This is a genomic window from Plantactinospora sp. WMMC1484 (genome assembly GCF_049315195.1).
In the GTDB taxonomy this organism is placed as follows: domain Bacteria; phylum Actinomycetota; class Actinomycetes; order Mycobacteriales; family Micromonosporaceae; genus Plantactinospora.
The window spans coordinates 5,815,405-5,830,519 of the sequence record NZ_CP186055.1 but is presented as its reverse complement, the minus strand read 5'-3'; the positions used below and the strand labels follow the sequence as shown (position 1 = coordinate 5,830,519).

The window sequence follows — 15,115 nt, the reverse complement described above, 5'->3', positions numbered from 1 at the left end:
TCCCCGACAGCGACGAAAGGTATCCGACAGATGCGTAAGCGTTCCCTTGCCGCCGTCGCCACCGTGCTGGCGCTCGGCGTGGCGGCCGCCGGCTGCGGCAGCGGCTCAGGTTCCGGCTCCGGATCCGGTGACGACGACCCGATCGTGGTCGGCTCGACCCTCTCCCTGACCGGCGCGTTCGCCGCGACCGGCCAGATACACAAGCTCGCCGGTGAGGCGTACGTCGAGCGGCTCAACGCCGCCGGTGGGCTGCTCGGCCGGCAGGTGGAGTGGAAGGTGGTCGACGACCAGTCCGACCAGTCCAAGGTCAGCTCGCTCTACGAACGGCTGATCAGCCAGGACCGGGTCGACCTGATCATCGGCCCGTACGCCACCCCGAACATCCTCTCCGCGATGGCTGTCGCCCAGCGGCACGGGTACGTGATGCCGCAGCACACCGCCGTGCTCGCCCCGCAGCTGACATACGAGTGCCAGTTCCCGGCCTGGTCGATCGGCCCGACACCGAACCAGTTCATCCCGACCCAGCTCTTCGACGCGCTCGCCGCCCAGCCCGACCCGCCGAAGACGGTCGCCGTGCTGACCAGCCAGAGCGGCTCGGCCGCCTTCGTCTCCGACGGCTTCGGCGAGGACAAGACCGGCGCGCTGAGCATCGCCAGGGAGCGCGGCATCAACGTGGTGGTCGACGTGCACTACCCGCCGACCACCACCGACTGGGCGCCGATCGCCACCCAGGTCCGGGACGCCAACCCCGACCTCGTGATCAACAACGGTCTCGGGGTGGACGCGGTGAACATCCTCCAGGCGATGGCACAGCTCAACTACCACCCGAAGCGGATGTTCAGCCTCTTCCCGGCCCCCGGTCCGCTGCTCGACCTCGGCGAGGTGTCGGAGGGCGTGCTGTCGGTGTCGATGTTCGAGCCGAACAAGCCGACCCTGGACCGGCTCGGCGCGCCGGCCACCGAGATCGTCGCCGACTTCACCGCGCGGGCCGAGAAGGCCGGGCTGCCGTACACGGTCTTCGAGACCCAGGCCGCCGCCTCCTGGAACGCCTGGGAGATCCTGACCGCCGCGGTGCGGGAAAGTGGCGGGACGGACCAGGAGAAGATGTGCGACACCCTGCACGAGAAGGGTGCCGACACCACCTTCAGCGGACACCTCAGCTTCGACCCGAAGGTGCAGAACTTCTGGCCGACCACCCAGGCGATCAAGCAGATCCAGCAGGGTGACTGGGTCACCGTCTGGCCGGCCGACCGGGCCGCCGGGCAGTTGGCCCCCGCCCGCGGCTGACCCGAGCCGCCACCCTTCGAACGCGCGGCCGGGCCCGGTGCCCCCGTTCCGGGCCCGGCCGCGCCCCACCCGATGACCGTTGACCGACCAGAAGCCGAGGCGACACCCCGAATGAACGTCATCCAGGCCACGCTCAGCGGAGCGCTGATCGGTGGCCTCTACGCCCTGATGGCCACCGGCCTCTCCGTCACCTGGGGGGTGCTGCGCGTCATCAACCTGGCCCACTTCGGACTGATCCTGGTCGGCGCCTATCTCACCTTCCAGATCGCCGTCTCCTGGCGGATCGACCCGATCCTCTCCCTGGTGGTGACGGTGCCGGCGCTCTTCGTGGCCGGCGCCGCGATCCAGTGGCTCTTCGACAAGCTACGGCTGAGCGAGTTCAACTCGCTGCTGGTCAGCTTCGGACTGCTGAGCATCACGATCCAGGTGGCAAGCAACATCTGGAGCGCCGACTTCCAGCGGATGCCGGCCGAGATCAACCCGTACGCGACCGGCTCGGTCACGCTCGGCCGGCTGGTCTTCCCGGTCACCACCCTGATGGCGTTCGGCCTCGCCCTGCTGGTGGTGGTCGGGGCACACCTGGTGCTGCGGCGCACCTTCGCCGGCCGGGCGATGCGGGCGATGGCCCAGGACCGGGCGGTCGCCGGTGCCTTCGGCGTCGACCACCGGCGGCTCAGCGTGCTGCTCGGCGGGGTGGTCGGGGCGACCGCCGCACTCGCCGGGATGGTCTTCGCGCTCTCCAACGCGCTGACGCCGGAGACCGCGTACGAGTGGTTCGGCACCGTCTTCGCGGTGGTGATCCTCGGCGGGATCGGCGAGGTGGTCGGCACCTTCGCCTCCGGCATCCTGGTCGGGGTCCTCTCCGGCGTCGTCGCCGCCGTCTGGTCACCGGCGACCGCGCCGTTCGTGCTCTTCTCCGCGATCATCCTCGCCCTGTTGCTGCGCCCGCAGGGACTCTTCACGGTGGCCGGCGCCGGAGGTGTCCGGTGATGCGCCGGGGCGGGGCCGGGCTGCTTGTCGCGTTCCTGGTGCTGGCCGCGCTCGGTGCCTTCGCCGACCAGCTCGGGATAGCCTCGTTCCACCTGGTGCTGCTCGGCTCGATCTGCTTCTGGATCGCCCAGGCGACGAGCTGGAACATCCTTTCCGGCTACAGCGGCTACTTCAGCTTCGGGCAGGCCGCGTACGTCGGGGTCGGCGCCTACACCACGGCGGTGCTCGCCGGCCGGCACGACGTCGACCTCTTCCTCACCCTGCCGATCGCGGCGGTCCTCTCCGGCCTGCTCGCCCTCGGCATCGGTGCGGTCGCGTTCCGGCTCGGCTCGCTGCGCGGCGAGATCTTCGCGCTGCTGACCCTCGCCGTGCCGTTCATCCTGGCCGCCTTCGCCCGGATCAACCGGTCGATCGACGGTGGACAGGGCGCCACCGTCCCGGTCCCGGAGCTGCCGGCCGCGATCGGCTCGTTCCAGCAGTTTCAATACCTGTTGGCGCTGGCGGTCGCCACCGCGGCGGTCGCCGTCGCGTACGTCGTCCAGCAGACCCGGACCGGTGCGGCGCTGGCGGCGATCCGGGACGCCGAGGACGTCGCCGAGGTGACCGGGGTGGCGACCTTCCGCTACAAGATGCTGGCGATGCTGCTCAGCGGGGTGCTCGGCGGTGTCGCCGGCAGCGTGTACGCGTTGCAGATCGGCTTCGTGACCGTCGAGAGTGTCTTCGGGCTGACCATTCCGCTCTTCGTGATCGTGATGGGGGTGCTCGGCGGGCGGCACCACTGGCTCGGCCCGGTGATCGGCGCGGTGCTGATCGTGATGTTGCAGGACCGGCTCTCGTCATACGGGCTGGACGCGTACAACCTGATCATCCTTGGCGGGGTCCTCGCGCTGCTCGTGGCGCTCGCCCCCGACGGCCTCTACGCGCGGCTCCGGGGCCGCCCGCTGATCGCGCTCGGCACCCTGGTCGTGGTGAGCGGCGGCCTGGCGGTGCTCCGATTCTGGGGCGAGCTGCTGGACTGGCTGCTCGTCGGGATGCTCGCCGCGAGCCTGGTCGCGATCGTGCTCGGCGCGGCGCCGGTCGCCGCCCGGCTCGGCCTGCGACCGGGTGGGGGTGGTGGGCCGGCGACGGCGACCCGGCGCGCAGTTCCCTCTGCTGGTGCCGCCCTCGAGGCCGCCGAGGGTGGCGTGCCCGAGGGTGGTTCCGGGGCTGTCGTCGCCGATGCTGACGGCGGTGCCGGGGGTGGGGCCGGCGGCGGCCGGCGGCCGGCGCCGGTCGAGGGTGCGAAGGTGCTGGTCGAGTGCCGGCAGGTGGCGCGATACTTCGGCGGGGTACACGCGCTGGAGGACGTGAGCCTGCAGATCCGGGAAGGTGAACTGGTCGGGCTCGTCGGGCCGAACGGATCCGGCAAGACGACGCTGGTCAACCTGCTCTCCGGGGCGATCCGGCCGACCCGGGGCACGATCCTGCTCGACGGGCAGGACATCACCCGACTGCCCCCGCACAAGATCGCACACGTCGGGATGGCGCGGACCTACCAGATCCCCCGGCCGTTCGACTCGATGACCGTCCGGGACAACGTGGCGATGGCGATCATGTTCGGGCGTACGCCAACCTCGTTGCAGCGGGCCCGGCCGATGGCAGACCGTCACCTGCGTACGGTCGCGCTGGAGCACCTCGCGGACGCGTACCCGGGAAGCCTCAACCTGCACCAGCGGCAACTGCTGGAGATGGCGCGGGCGATCGCCGCCAATCCCCGGGTGCTGCTGCTGGACGAGGCGCTGGCCGGGCTCAACCCGGCCGAGGTGGACAACGCCGTACGGGTCGTCCGGCGGATCCACGACAGCGGCATCACCATCGTCATCGTCGAACACCTGCTGCGGGTACTCAACCAGCTCGCCACCCGGCTCGTCGTGCTCGACCGGGGCAGCTGCCTCGCCGACGGCGACCCGCAGACCGTGCTGAACGACCCGGCCGTGGTCCGCGCCTACCTGGGGAGGCAAGCCCATGTCTGAACCGTTGCTGCGGGTGCGGGACCTCGAGGTGCGCTACGGCGACGCGCAGGCGCTCTGGGACGTCACCCTGGAGGTGCAGGAGGGGGAGACGGTCTGCGTCGTCGGCCCGAACGGTGCCGGCAAGTCGACGCTGGTGAACGCCATCGCGGGACTGCATCCGGCGTACCGGGGCGAGATCAGCGTCGGTGGCACCGACATCACCCGGCTGCGCGGCCACCGGGTCTGCGGGCACGGTGTGGCGGTCGTCCCGGAGGGGCGGAGGATCTTTCCCCGGATGACGGTGCTGGACAACCTGGTGCTCGGCGCCTACCGGCGGGGTGCCCGGCGAGAGCACCGCAACACCCTGGACGAGGTCTATGCGATCTTTCCCCGGCTTTCGGAACGGGCTGGTCAGCTCGCCGGCAGCCTGAGCGGGGGAGAGCAGCAGATGTTGGCGATCGGGCGGGCGTTGATGGCCCGGCCGCGCCTGCTGCTGCTCGACGAGCCGTCGTTGGGGCTGGCGCCGGTGCGGGTGGACGAGGTCTACGACGCGATCGTCCGGATCAACGCGGGTGGGGTGAGCGTGGTCGTGGTGGAGCAGGACGTGCAGCGGGCGCTCGCGGTGGCGGGTCGGGCGTACCTGCTGGGCGAGGGACGGGTGGTGCTGACCGGGCCGGCGGACGAGCTGCGGGACAGCCCGGAGGTGCGGCGCAGCGTCCTGGGGCTGTGAGCAGCGGCCGTGGTAGCTGTCGCCCTATGCCGCCCTACTTCACCACGTCCCACGAAAGGTTGTCCGGACGCCTGCCGCTACTGAGGAACTCGCGCGCAGCGCTACGGGCTGTGGATGGCCTCACCCTGGTCCGTTCCGGCCACGCCTCGGTCACGACACCGCCGTAGCCCGTTGCGACCCCTGGTAGGGGCGATGACGACGAGATCGTCCGGAGCCCGTTTCTGGAGCAGATCGACCCGTTGCGACCCCTGGTAGGGGCGATGACGACGCGTCACTGATCCCCCTCTCAAGGCGTTGAGGCGTTGCGACCCCTGGTAGGGGCGATGACGACTTGTCGACCCTCGGGAGGGACGCATGACCGGACCGACCGGTTGCGACCCCCGGTAGGGGCGATGACGACCGCGTGGCCGTGGCCGGCGGCCGGAGGGTGGTCACCCGTTGCGACCCCTGGTAGGGGCGATGACGACCGGTACGACCTGACCGACGCCGGCCGCGACGCCCTGTTGCGACCCCTGGTAGGGGCGATGACGACCTCACCGTGATCGGCCTCGGCGTCGCCTGGTGGCGCACGTTGCGACCCCTGGTAGGGGCGATGACGACTCTTCGAGTGGTCGCGGATCGTCGACCGGCTCGTGTTGCGACCCCTGGTAGGGGCGATGACGACCCGACATCGCCTCGGCCTCCGCCGACCTGCTCTTCAGGTTGCGACCCCTGGTAGGGGCGATGACGACCGGGCCACCCGGTCACCCCGGACATCAGGACAGGCGTTGCGACCCCTGGTAGGGGCGATGACGACTGCGGGAGCCGAACCCGCACGCCGAGCACATCACGTTGCGACCCCTGGTAGGGGCGATGACGACCCGGGATTGGTGTGCGGCGAGACGTTGTCGTCCAGGTAGAGTTGCGACCCCTGGTAGGGGCGATGACGACGCCGCGCTGGCACCCCCAAGCCGGGAGACCTACCGTTGCGACCCCTGGTAGGGGCGATGACGACCGTTGCCGGCCGCCGCCCATCCGTCCAGCGCCTCGCGGGGTTGCGACCCCTGGTAGGGGCGATGACGACTGTACGACACCGGCCAGTGGGTTGCCCGAATGGGCTGGTTGCGACCCCTGGTAGGGGCGATGACGACGCGACCGCCGCAGACCTGCTCGCACTGCTGTGGCCGTTGCGACCCCTGGTAGGGGCGATGACGACATGGTCGCGGCCTCGTTGTAGGCGGGTACGACGGGTTGCGACCCCTGGTAGGGGCGATGACGACGCGTGGACATCAGGCGGCCGCCGGCTTCTCGCCGACCTGTTGCGACCCCTGGTAGGGGCGATGACGACCTCTAGCGTCACTCACCGGCCGTCCGCTCGTCGACGTTGCGACCCCTGGTAGGGGCGATGACGACATGCACCGGCGGCTGCCCGGGCGCTGAATCTTCTGCTGTTGCGACCCCTGGTAGGGGCGATGACGACCGACGGGCACAGCGACCCGGGCAAGGTCGTACTGTTGCGATCCCTGGTAGGGGCGATGACGACCATCACCTGCCACGCCACCGCCGGATCCCGCACCAGCACGTTGCGACCCCTGGTAGGGGCGATGACGACTCCGCAGCGCTTCAACACCTTCGCCCGCCACAGTGACGGTTGCGACCCCTGGTAGGGGCGATGACGACCTGCTCGGAAGACCTTGCGGCAGTCCGGGTTCTGGCATTGTTGCGACCCCTGGTAGGGGCGATGACGACGACCCGGTGGGGCCGCGCCGACGTCACCGGACATGTTGCGACCCCTGGTAGGGGCGATGACGACCAGCCGTCGCAGCCACAACTGTCATCCGGGCACGCGTTGCGACCCCTGGTAGGGGCGATGACGACCCGAAGCTTAAGTCGCTGGTCAGAGAGGCTGTACCGGGGTGGCTGGCGGGCGGTTTTGCAGTGAACCTCCGGTCGTGCAATCCAGCCCGGTGTGTCGCTGCAAACCCATGTTGATCTAGTCTCCTGTTTCCTGCCGGCAGGCTGCGCGTCGTGCAAACGTTGCGGCCGTTGGCTGATCAACCCTCCAGTCAGAGTATGTCGGTGGGGGCGGTCTGCGGGCGTCCCCACTCCTGACGATGGGGGTTCGTGCCGGGTGGGAGTGTGTAGACGAGGATGTTGTCGTAGCTGGAGTCGGTGACGGCTTCGACTGCGTGGCGAAAGCGGCGGAGCTGCGCTTCGGAGAGTTCGCCTTCGAAGACGCTTCGCTGGACGTGGTGTAGGTGCTGCCGGCAGGTCCGGAGGATTTTGGGGTTGCGTTCGACGGCGGTGTCGTAGACGACGATGACGTACATGTTGGCTCACCACCAGATTCGGAACGGCTTGTACGGCTCGTTCTCCAGGCAGTGGCGGGAGAGTCGGAGCGCTTCCAGGTAGAGCAGTTCGTCGTATGCGACTCGGCGGTGCAGGCTGCGGTGTTGAACAGTGGTGGCCAGCTCGTCCCGTACCGTCTGCACGACCAGTTTCCGCCCTGCGTCGCTGAGCATGGCCTGGTTGACGTCGCTTTCGAAGTGGTGGGGCTTGAGCTGATCGCGGCCGACCATCCGCAGCAGTAGCCGCTCAGCGAACAACGGCTTGAACACCTCCGCAAGGTCGAGGACGAGTGAGTGGCGCTGCCGCTCCATCGTGCTGTGCAGAAAGGCGATGCCGGTGTGCAGCGGCGTTAGCCGCAGTGCGGTCAGCACGCGGGCGTAGACGATGCCGTTGACGTACGAGATGAAGGCGTTGCCGGCGTTGCGGGGTGGTCGGCGGTGTCGCCCGCCGAGCTGGAGCCACTCTGGCAGCCGCGTGTCCAGTACGTCCCATGCAGAGCGCCGGAAGGTCCCTTCGGCGCCCATCAGTTGGCTCGCTGTTGCGGCGCCACGGACCGAGGATTTCAAGGTCTCGTAAGGAGCGGTCAACAGGTCGCGGTCGATGACTCGCCGGACGTTGAACGCGGTCGCCGTCACCAGACTTCGGGCGATCGCCAGGCTTGCCTGTGAATCCCCGGCGATGCGGGCCTGCGCGATGACAGTATCTCCGGACGTACTGGTGTCGCTGGTGAGTAGCGAGCCCGCGTAGTCGCCATAGTGGCTGAGAAAGTGGATGTTGATTCGATGGCGGTTGAGCAGGGAGACAACGGCGGTGTTGATATCGACGGTGGCGCAGGCGACGACATCCCGTACGTCGGTGATCGGGATGTGGACCTTGTCGCCGGTCTCGCGCTCGACGACCAGCGACTGATCTTGGCGACGAATCCGGCATGCGGTCGTCAGCCAATAGGTACGGCTCGCGGCGGGCATCAGTCGCTCCAGCAGTAGTCGAGGAAACTGCATCCCCGGCACGCCGAGTGGGCAAGCCTGGACGGGGACGAGGCGGCGGCGACCACGGCGAGTACCTCCTTGATGTCGCTCTGGGCCCGGGTCGCTTCGGCGGCCCCGTAGTGGATCCGCTTGGTCCTGCGAGTCCTCGGATAGTGCAGGATGGCGCCCTCGGCGGGCACGCCGACCTCGTGTAGCCGATAGCAGTAGTGGATCGCCTGCGCCTCGTCGGCGCGCGTTGCCCGAGACGATGACTTGATCTCGTGCACCCACTGGTGGCCATCGACGTGGTCCAGCTTCGCGGCCCCCAGATCGACAGGGGAACTGCGCTGGTATGACGTGTCGTGCACAGCCTCGCCGAGCTGGACAGTCGCGTTGAGGTGCTCGGGGCGGACCCCGCGGGCGTAGAGCCAGAGTTGACGACGGCAATGGTAGAGGTACTTGACGTGCACTCCGCCGACGTCCGCCTCTTGCATCAGATCACCTCACCCGGCTGATATCGATCAGCACCGACCCCGCGTAAGGCCGCGAGACCCCGGTCGGGGTCGTAGTCGCCGTCGATCACCGCGATCCCGAGACGACGGTCGTAGCTCGCCAGACCTGTCGCCCAGCCCGGCAGGGGGAGGAGGTATTCGGCGGCGAGTAGTCGACCGGACGGGTGGTCGGCTGCTCCGACCAGCATGGCCTCGTAGGCGGGCAGGTCTGCATGGAAGACAGCCTCGGTGCCGTCGAACAGATCGTCGAAGGCACCGGCGAGATGACTGCGATCATCGAACGGGTGCGTGAAGGATAAGAATTGTTCCGTGAACTCTGAACACCACCGGGTCACCTCCTGCCGCCAGTCCTTTCCCCACTCGCTGGCGTATATCTCGTCCAGCCACGCGGTGGCCTGTTCCTCGTCGACCTGCTGCCCCTCATGCCTGACGATGATTTGCATACTGGTGAGGGTTGGCGCTGCGGGATATACGCCGTCGGCGTACTCCTCAGCGCCGCGCCGCCGGGTGCCGATTCCCGGTTGATGGACGATCACCTCGGCCGGCGGCCGGAAGGCGACACGGTTGATCCGGCCGAAGCGTTGCAGCAGGGCCTCCAGCGGCGCTCCGGCGGTCAGCAGGACGTCGAAGTCAACATCGAGTGAGACCTCCACGACCTGCGTGGCCACGACCAGTCCGGGGGATCGTCGATCTTCGCGGGTTCGCGTCGTGCCGTACCGTTCCATGATCCGGTTTTCGATGCGCTTGCGGTCCTGGCGCTTGAATCGTGAGTGCAGCAGGAGCGCGGAGCCGTCGCCGTGCTGCCGTACGGCTTCTGGCGCAAGCTGCTCGAACAGGTGCAGCGCGTGGGCGACGTTGTTTGCCACCACGAGCACCGATCGCTCTGCGTCCAGCAGTTCACGGGCCTCGTCTAGCGCAGCGTCGTCTGTCAGATGGTGCGGGCGTGTGAGCAGCCGATGGCGTGGTTTGGTCAGCCCCGGCGGCGCCTCGACCAGTGTGACCGGCTGAGTGAGCGTCTCCCGCACCAGGTTGCCGAGAGCGGTCGGGAAGGTGGCGGAGAGGACCGCGATCCGGCCGCCGAGCCGTTCCCAGAGCGATGCCGAGGCCAGGATGAACCCCAGCCGCTTGGGATCGTAGGCATGCAGCTCGTCCAAGACGAAGACGGAATTTGCGGAATCGAGCAGGATGCCGGAGTGCGCCGCGCCGGCAAGCGCTCCGCGCAGCAGTTGGTAGGGCGTGCCTACCCGTACCGTCTCGCGGAACAGGCGGGTGGCGGCGGCGCGGGACACGGCCTTGCGCGCCGCGCGGGTCAGCGAGGCCGCTTGCTGCCCCAGTTCTTCCGGTGCCGGCTCGTCCTCGATCGCGTTCGCCAGATGGTATGAGGCGGCCCTGGAGTGGGAGACTCCCACCAGACCCCGGTCGCCGAGGAGGTCACCGAGCCGGTCGGCCATCACGTTGATCGAGGCGAGGTACGGCAGGGTGTGGAACACCCGGGGTATCCCGCGCTTGTCCGCGATCAGCTCCGCGACCTGTTGCGCGGCCCAGAGCAGTCCCGCCTCCGTCTTGCCGCTGCCGGTGGGGGCCCGCAGCAGTAGGTGACCGCGCACCGCGCCAGCCTCGATCTGGTGCGGACGAAGGCGGCCACCCTGCGCGTTGAACCGGTCCCGTAGCAGGGCAGGAAACCGCGACCCGATCGGCTGCTCAGGATGCAACATGCCGTGGCTGGAGGAGAGATGGTCGGCGAGAGTGACCGCACCCTGCAACAGGACGGCGACCAGCCCTTCATCGTCGGGGGCAGATCGGCGTCGCCACCGGTCGAGCACAGCAGTCAACACCGCGTGCGCCTGCGCGACCACATCCACCGGCTCGCCAGTGGTCTGGCGCACCGCTCCGGTGATGTCGGATGCCGTGACGAACTGACCAGCCGCTGTCGGGCCAGGGGCGAGAAGGTGGCCCCCAGTTGCGGCAAGCCAGGCGGCGAGCCGAGCCGCCACGACGGGATCCACCTTGCCGAACCGGCTTCGCAACTCCGCCAGATCGCTGCCGCCGTAGAGGCTCCGGATCGGCTGCTTTCGGCCAGGTTGCTGGGCGGTCAGCGGCCGGTGATGGGTCAGTACCGCCTCCGCTACCCAGGTCAGGAGTCGATCGTCCGGTACCAACGGCGGCAGAAAGCCGAGGGACAGGACCTCGTGCCGCTCACCCCAACTCCGGGTGCGGCCATGAACCATCTCCTGGAAGCCCGGCGGGATTTTCCCGGCATCGTGGGTGAGCGCCGCGAGTGCCGCCACCGGCCAGAACCGTCCGTCGAGTGCCCTCTCGGCCACGTTGATCCGGCCGATCCGATGCCGCAATGCCTGCACCCCGTGAAATGCGTCCATTAGGTGATCGGTCAACTCTTCGGTGGGACGACCGGCCTGGTGGCTCTTGGCCAGGATCCCGCGCAGAGGATCCTCAGGACTAGACGGGGACGGCTTGGGCGGCATGAGCCGGGTGGGTTGGCGGTAGCAGGACCACGGCTTGCCCGGACGGGTCGACCCACTGCCCGGAAAGCTGCTGAACAGCGCCGCCTGCGGCATACCGGTAGTCGTTCCAACGGGTCCGGGCGCGGTCGAGTGCGACTGCGGTCGGCAGCCGCAACAGGGTGCCGGCCCTGGTAACCGCGCCGGGCAGCAGCGCTCGCCCTTGCCGGCCGTCGCCCTGGTCGAGGGTCACGTCGCGGGTGGTGACCCCGACCAGGTCTTGACTACGTCCCAGGCGTAGCGGCCAGACCGGGCGGCGTAGCCGACGCCGCCAGCCGTCGACATCGTCGAGCAGCCAGACGGTGAGAGTGACGTCGGCAAGGAACTGGCGCGGACGCGGAGTCGGCTCGGCCTTGCGGCCGGTCGCGGCCAACGGATGGTACGTCTCCAGGTCCTCGCCGACTCCCCAGGCATGGAACGCCATCGCGAACTGGCACTCTGGAGCAACCTGCCGCCAACCGCCGGCCGCTGCGGCAAGCAGCCCACCGACCGTTGCCGGCGGCGGGCACGGCAGGGTCAGCTGTACCCCCGCGTACAGCGGGTTTCGGAAAGAGGCAACTGGCCCGGTGACGGTCACCTCCAGCGCGTCGACCGATTCCGGCATCAGCGCTTCGACTCTTCGAGCCACGCGTCGTGTTCGCCGCTGTCGATCTGGTCGGCCAGGCGCCGCAGCATCGTCCGAGGATGATCGAGAATTACCCTGCCGGTTTGGATCAGGTCGTCCAGGTCGGCCGTCGCCCGGTCACGCTGGTCACCGAGGAACCCCGGTGCCCAACCAAGCTGGACCGGCCCGTCCAACTCGTCGCCCCATGCCTCGATCTCTTCCCGCAACGTGTCAGCACGGAACACCGCCCGCCCGTCCTGGCCGGCGATGATCCGGGTGAACGGGTTCACGCCACCCTTCATCGGGGCGAGTAGCAGCAGCGCCGGGGTGCGGTCGCCGTAATGCAGAGATCGTTTCGCGCCCCCGCGCAGCGCTGCCAACGTGCGCAGCAGGACAGCGATCCGGCGACGCCGTTCCGCCAGTGGCAGACGTACGCTGGCGATGTCTCGGAACTCGATCTCTTCCGCACCCTCCGCCCGCGCCTGCGCTGCGGCCTGCTCGGTCAGGGCCACCTTCAGCCCCGACCCGTCAACCTCGAACACACCGACCCTCGGCAGGTCCAGCAACAGATCGGCGGCAAGCTCAGCGCTGTAGAACTCGTGCGCGTGCAACACCGGGCTCTCTCCCGCCGCGAAGCCCCGGCTCATCGTGCCGAAGTCCTCCTCCGGCTGACGCGGCGTCACCGCGACGAGGGTGCCGGTCGCCAACACCGTGTCCCGCTGGCAGGTGTCCTTCGAACCCTTGAGCGCCACCATGTAACCGAAGAGGTCATCGTCCAGATAGCGGTCCGGCCGCCCTTCGGTGTACGCCTGCTGCTTCTTGCCCGTGCCGGAGCGGGTCACCCCGGAACGCGGTTCGCCCGCCGGTAACGAGTCCCGCAACCAGCGACGGAAGGCTTGCGCCGACACGTACGGGTACCGGTCACGACCGATACGCATCACCTTGGTCTTGGCGACATTGTCCTCACCGACACCGTTGTTCGGTGCACCCGCCACTACGTCGATCGCGATCTTGCCTACCAGGTAGGTCACCGATCCTCCTCACCATCGAGGTATTCCCGATCCTCGGGTGCCTCGTCCTCGTCCGCCAGCTCCTTGGCCGCCTGATCGGCGTCGGCCGGCCGCCACTGACGTCGGTGCAGCTTCTCCAGAACCGCAAAGAAAAACAGCTCGCGGTGAAACCACGCCTGACCGTCAAACCCAGGGTCAAAGAGCAGCTCGTAAGCCCTTGTGCTCACCAAGGGGTCAGCTACCCCACCATCACCTTGATGATGTTGCAGCGTCCAGTTCACCGCCTCGCGGCGCAGCCATGACCGCAACAGCGCCGACCTGCGGAACGCGCTGCGAAACTTGTTGAACTCGCCAGCCGACCGCTGGCTGAGCAACTCACCGACCCGATCAGCAGTGGCAGTGATCTCGGACAGTACCTTTTGATCCATTCCCATGACCTCGTCGACGTAGGACATCATCAAGGCAACCAACGGCCCAGTGTTTTCTGGCAACCGTCCGGCGGCGGCACACTGCCCCAGATAGCGACCCGCAGTGGTGACGACCGCGCCAGGGGCACGGAACGCGTTACGGGCCAAGGCCACCACACCGGCCCGGTTTGCCGTACGGTGAGCGCGTAACAAGGCCCTATAGCCCGTCCGGCGCTCGGGCAGCCGCACCGACCTGCGGAGCCACTCTGCCAGAGGCTGATCGAGCACGTGCACGTCCAACGTCTGGCCACGATTGTTGTTGCTGTAAACCAGCAGTTCCACGCCGGCCACCAGCTCGTCGTCGTACTTTCGCAGCGCTTCCAACGCCAGCACCTCGGCAGCCAAGGGCTGCCGAGGTGCACGTCGCCCGACCAGGATCTCCTGGCGGTTGCGCCGCACCTGGGTCCGCACCGACCAGTTGAGAAAGTCGTCATCCCAGCTATGTAGAGCGCGGGCCGGGCCGCCGGTCAGTTGACTGCCGTACGGCAACGCGTGAAAGCAACACAGGCACGGCCAGCAGATTGCCATCCCCGCATGTCCCCGCGGGGTACTGTTGCGATATTGATCACTTTCCGCCAACGGAACATCAACCTTGCCGTAGAACCCGACCGCCGGTCGACCGCACAACACACAAGGCACACCTGGCGCACGGGCTGCGTCAGGCCGCGCCCGCCAGCTTTCGATAGCGGCCCGGACGGTGGATTGGGCCTTCTTGCCGTTGCTCGGATGGTTCATCGGCGAGTTCGGAAAAAACGACAGGCTGCACTTCAACCAAAACCCGTCGGGCGCCTTCGTGTCCCGCGTAGCCGCCTCGGCGGCATCTACCATCATCTGCTGCGCTGCCCGTTCAAGCTCGGCGTCCAGGACTCCGGCCGGGGAGTCGACACCCGACAGTGCCGCCAGGGCATGCGCTCCGATCCGCTGCAACGGGTGGGCCGTCAACACCGCTCCTCCAACCGGCACACTGGTCGCGACCACCGCCGTCACGCCGAAATCCAGCCGAAGCCCGCCGAGTTTGCCTGCCCCAGGCCCCAACTCCACACGGCCCGCAGTGCCTCGGCATCGCCGCTCAGCTCCACCTCCACCGCCGCTCCCGGCTTCGCCCCACCACCCACCGCAAAGGACCGCTTCGGACCGACCCAGGTCACCCCCTCCAGCAGCACCTTGCCGGACAGCCCGAGCGTCTCCACCTTCCGCGCCAGGTTCCCCTGGAGGCAGGCCGCGAACTCAGGCTCATCCGGCAGAAGCCACACCCGCTCATCGCTACCGGGGGCAACCCCGCTGCGCTTCATCACCACCGGCGTCACCGTCCGCATCCGAACCCGGCCCTCCGAGAAGTCCGGCGGCGACACCGCGCTGACATTGGCGACCCGCAGCGCCACCCCACCCCAGTCGAGCAACTCCGTTCGTCTCAATGCCAGCGCCCACGCCTCCACAAGCGCCGGCAGCGGGCTACCGAACTCCACCACTCCGGTGCCACCCGATGCATACCGACCACGGCGACGCTCCGCACCAGGAAAGACCGGCGTGCCGTAGCCGAAGGGCACCATCCCATGCGGGGGTAGACCCCCGTCGTGCAATCGATTCCCCAGCTCCGGCGCCGAACCAGCGAGCAACTGGTAGGCGATACCTCGTCCCGGCGCCAGGACCACCGACCAGGGAATCTCCGACGCTCGGGTAACGACCTCGATCCGCAGCCGCACACGTCC

The 15,115-nt window shown here is 68.5% G+C and carries 13 protein-coding genes and 1 CRISPR repeat array; of the genes, 4 read left to right on the top strand and 9 right to left on the bottom strand.

Features of this window, described 5'->3' with window-relative positions; translation table 11 throughout:
• Positions 1 to 30: 30 nt before the first annotated feature.
• From ACN28C_RS25260 to ACN28C_RS25245, 4 genes are all read left to right on the top strand, one after another.
• Entirely contained in the window at positions 31 to 1,287 is a 1,257-nt protein-coding gene (locus ACN28C_RS25260) for an amino acid ABC transporter substrate-binding protein (RefSeq protein ID WP_422770014.1), read from the top strand.
• A gap of 111 nt (positions 1,288 to 1,398) precedes the next feature.
• Positions 1,399 to 2,277, top strand: a complete 879-nt coding sequence (locus ACN28C_RS25255) for a branched-chain amino acid ABC transporter permease (RefSeq protein ID WP_422770013.1) — start codon at positions 1,399 to 1,401, stop codon at positions 2,275 to 2,277.
• Positions 2,277 to 4,289, top strand: coding sequence for an ABC transporter permease subunit (locus tag ACN28C_RS25250; protein ID WP_422770012.1), 2,013 nt, complete (start codon positions 2,277 to 2,279; stop codon positions 4,287 to 4,289). Before ACN28C_RS25255 ends, ACN28C_RS25250 begins: the two co-directional genes overlap by 1 nt.
• Entirely contained in the window at positions 4,282 to 4,998 is a 717-nt protein-coding gene (locus ACN28C_RS25245; RefSeq protein WP_422770011.1) for an ABC transporter ATP-binding protein, read from the top strand. The genes ACN28C_RS25250 and ACN28C_RS25245 overlap by 8 nt, the downstream gene beginning before the upstream one ends.
• Before the next feature lie 34 nt (positions 4,999 to 5,032).
• Here the strand turns inward: ACN28C_RS25245 and ACN28C_RS25240 are convergent, their stop codons facing one another.
• The 9 genes from ACN28C_RS25240 to ACN28C_RS25200 form a co-directional block, all read right to left on the bottom strand.
• The gene (locus ACN28C_RS25240; protein ID WP_422770010.1) at positions 5,033 to 5,122 is read right to left on the bottom strand and encodes an Imm1 family immunity protein; all 90 of its coding nucleotides are present in this window, start codon (positions 5,120 to 5,122) and stop codon (positions 5,033 to 5,035) included.
• A 46-nt stretch (positions 5,123 to 5,168) separates the two neighbouring features.
• A CRISPR array of direct repeats spans positions 5,169 to 6,855; the repeat unit is 30 nt; unit sequence GTTGCGACCCCTGGTAGGGGCGATGACGAC.
• Between the two features lie 188 nt (positions 6,856 to 7,043).
• Positions 7,044 to 7,307 (bottom strand): CRISPR-associated endonuclease Cas2, encoded by a 264-nt coding sequence (gene cas2 / locus ACN28C_RS25235; protein WP_422770009.1) that lies wholly within the window; start codon positions 7,305 to 7,307, stop codon positions 7,044 to 7,046.
• Between the two features lie 6 nt (positions 7,308 to 7,313).
• Entirely contained in the window at positions 7,314 to 8,294 is a 981-nt protein-coding gene (gene cas1b, locus ACN28C_RS25230; RefSeq protein WP_422770008.1) for a type I-B CRISPR-associated endonuclease Cas1b, read from the bottom strand.
• Entirely contained in the window at positions 8,294 to 8,788 is a 495-nt protein-coding gene (locus ACN28C_RS25225; RefSeq protein ID WP_422770007.1) for a CRISPR-associated protein Cas4, read from the bottom strand. The genes cas1b and ACN28C_RS25225 overlap by 1 nt, the downstream gene beginning before the upstream one ends.
• Positions 8,788 to 11,289, bottom strand: a complete 2,502-nt coding sequence (cas3, locus tag ACN28C_RS25220; RefSeq protein WP_422770006.1) for a CRISPR-associated helicase Cas3' — start codon at positions 11,287 to 11,289, stop codon at positions 8,788 to 8,790. Before cas3 ends, ACN28C_RS25225 begins: the two co-directional genes overlap by 1 nt.
• The gene (gene cas5 / locus ACN28C_RS25215; protein WP_422770005.1) at positions 11,264 to 11,929 is read right to left on the bottom strand and encodes a CRISPR-associated protein Cas5; all 666 of its coding nucleotides are present in this window, start codon (positions 11,927 to 11,929) and stop codon (positions 11,264 to 11,266) included. The genes cas3 and cas5 overlap by 26 nt, the downstream gene beginning before the upstream one ends.
• On the bottom strand, positions 11,929 to 12,960 hold the full coding sequence (gene cas7i / locus ACN28C_RS25210; RefSeq protein ID WP_422770004.1) for a type I-B CRISPR-associated protein Cas7/Cst2/DevR: 1,032 nt from the start codon (positions 12,958 to 12,960) through the stop codon (positions 11,929 to 11,931). Before cas7i ends, cas5 begins: the two co-directional genes overlap by 1 nt.
• Positions 12,957 to 14,393: a hypothetical protein gene (locus tag ACN28C_RS25205; protein WP_422770003.1), complete on the bottom strand. Its 1,437-nt coding sequence runs from the start codon at positions 14,391 to 14,393 to the stop codon at positions 12,957 to 12,959. Before ACN28C_RS25205 ends, cas7i begins: the two co-directional genes overlap by 4 nt.
• Positions 14,390 to 15,109, bottom strand: coding sequence for a CRISPR-associated endoribonuclease Cas6 (locus ACN28C_RS25200; RefSeq protein ID WP_422770002.1), 720 nt, complete (start codon positions 15,107 to 15,109; stop codon positions 14,390 to 14,392). Before ACN28C_RS25200 ends, ACN28C_RS25205 begins: the two co-directional genes overlap by 4 nt.
• Positions 15,110 to 15,115 lie beyond the last annotated feature (6 nt).

What these genes read in the sequence shown, in the direction of transcription:
- ACN28C_RS25225 (WP_422770007.1), bottom strand. Translation starts at nt 8,788, where the DNA reads ATGCAAGAGGCGGACGTCGGCGGAGTGCACGTCAAGTACCTCTACCAT.
- ACN28C_RS25255 (WP_422770013.1), top strand. Translation starts at nt 1,399, where the DNA reads ATGAACGTCATCCAGGCCACGCTCAGCGGAGCGCTGATCGGTGGCCTC.
- ACN28C_RS25260 (WP_422770014.1), top strand. Translation starts at nt 31, where the DNA reads ATGCGTAAGCGTTCCCTTGCCGCCGTCGCCACCGTGCTGGCGCTCGGC.
- cas1b (WP_422770008.1), bottom strand. Translation starts at nt 8,294, where the DNA reads ATGCCCGCCGCGAGCCGTACCTATTGGCTGACGACCGCATGCCGGATT.
- ACN28C_RS25245 (WP_422770011.1), top strand. Translation starts at nt 4,282, where the DNA reads ATGTCTGAACCGTTGCTGCGGGTGCGGGACCTCGAGGTGCGCTACGGC.
- cas2 (WP_422770009.1), bottom strand. Translation starts at nt 7,307, where the DNA reads ATGTACGTCATCGTCGTCTACGACACCGCCGTCGAACGCAACCCCAAA.
- cas5 (WP_422770005.1), bottom strand. Translation starts at nt 11,929, where the DNA reads ATGCCGGAATCGGTCGACGCGCTGGAGGTGACCGTCACCGGGCCAGTT.
- ACN28C_RS25250 (WP_422770012.1), top strand. Translation starts at nt 2,277, where the DNA reads ATGCGCCGGGGCGGGGCCGGGCTGCTTGTCGCGTTCCTGGTGCTGGCC.
- cas3 (WP_422770006.1), bottom strand. Translation starts at nt 11,289, where the DNA reads ATGCCGCCCAAGCCGTCCCCGTCTAGTCCTGAGGATCCTCTGCGCGGG.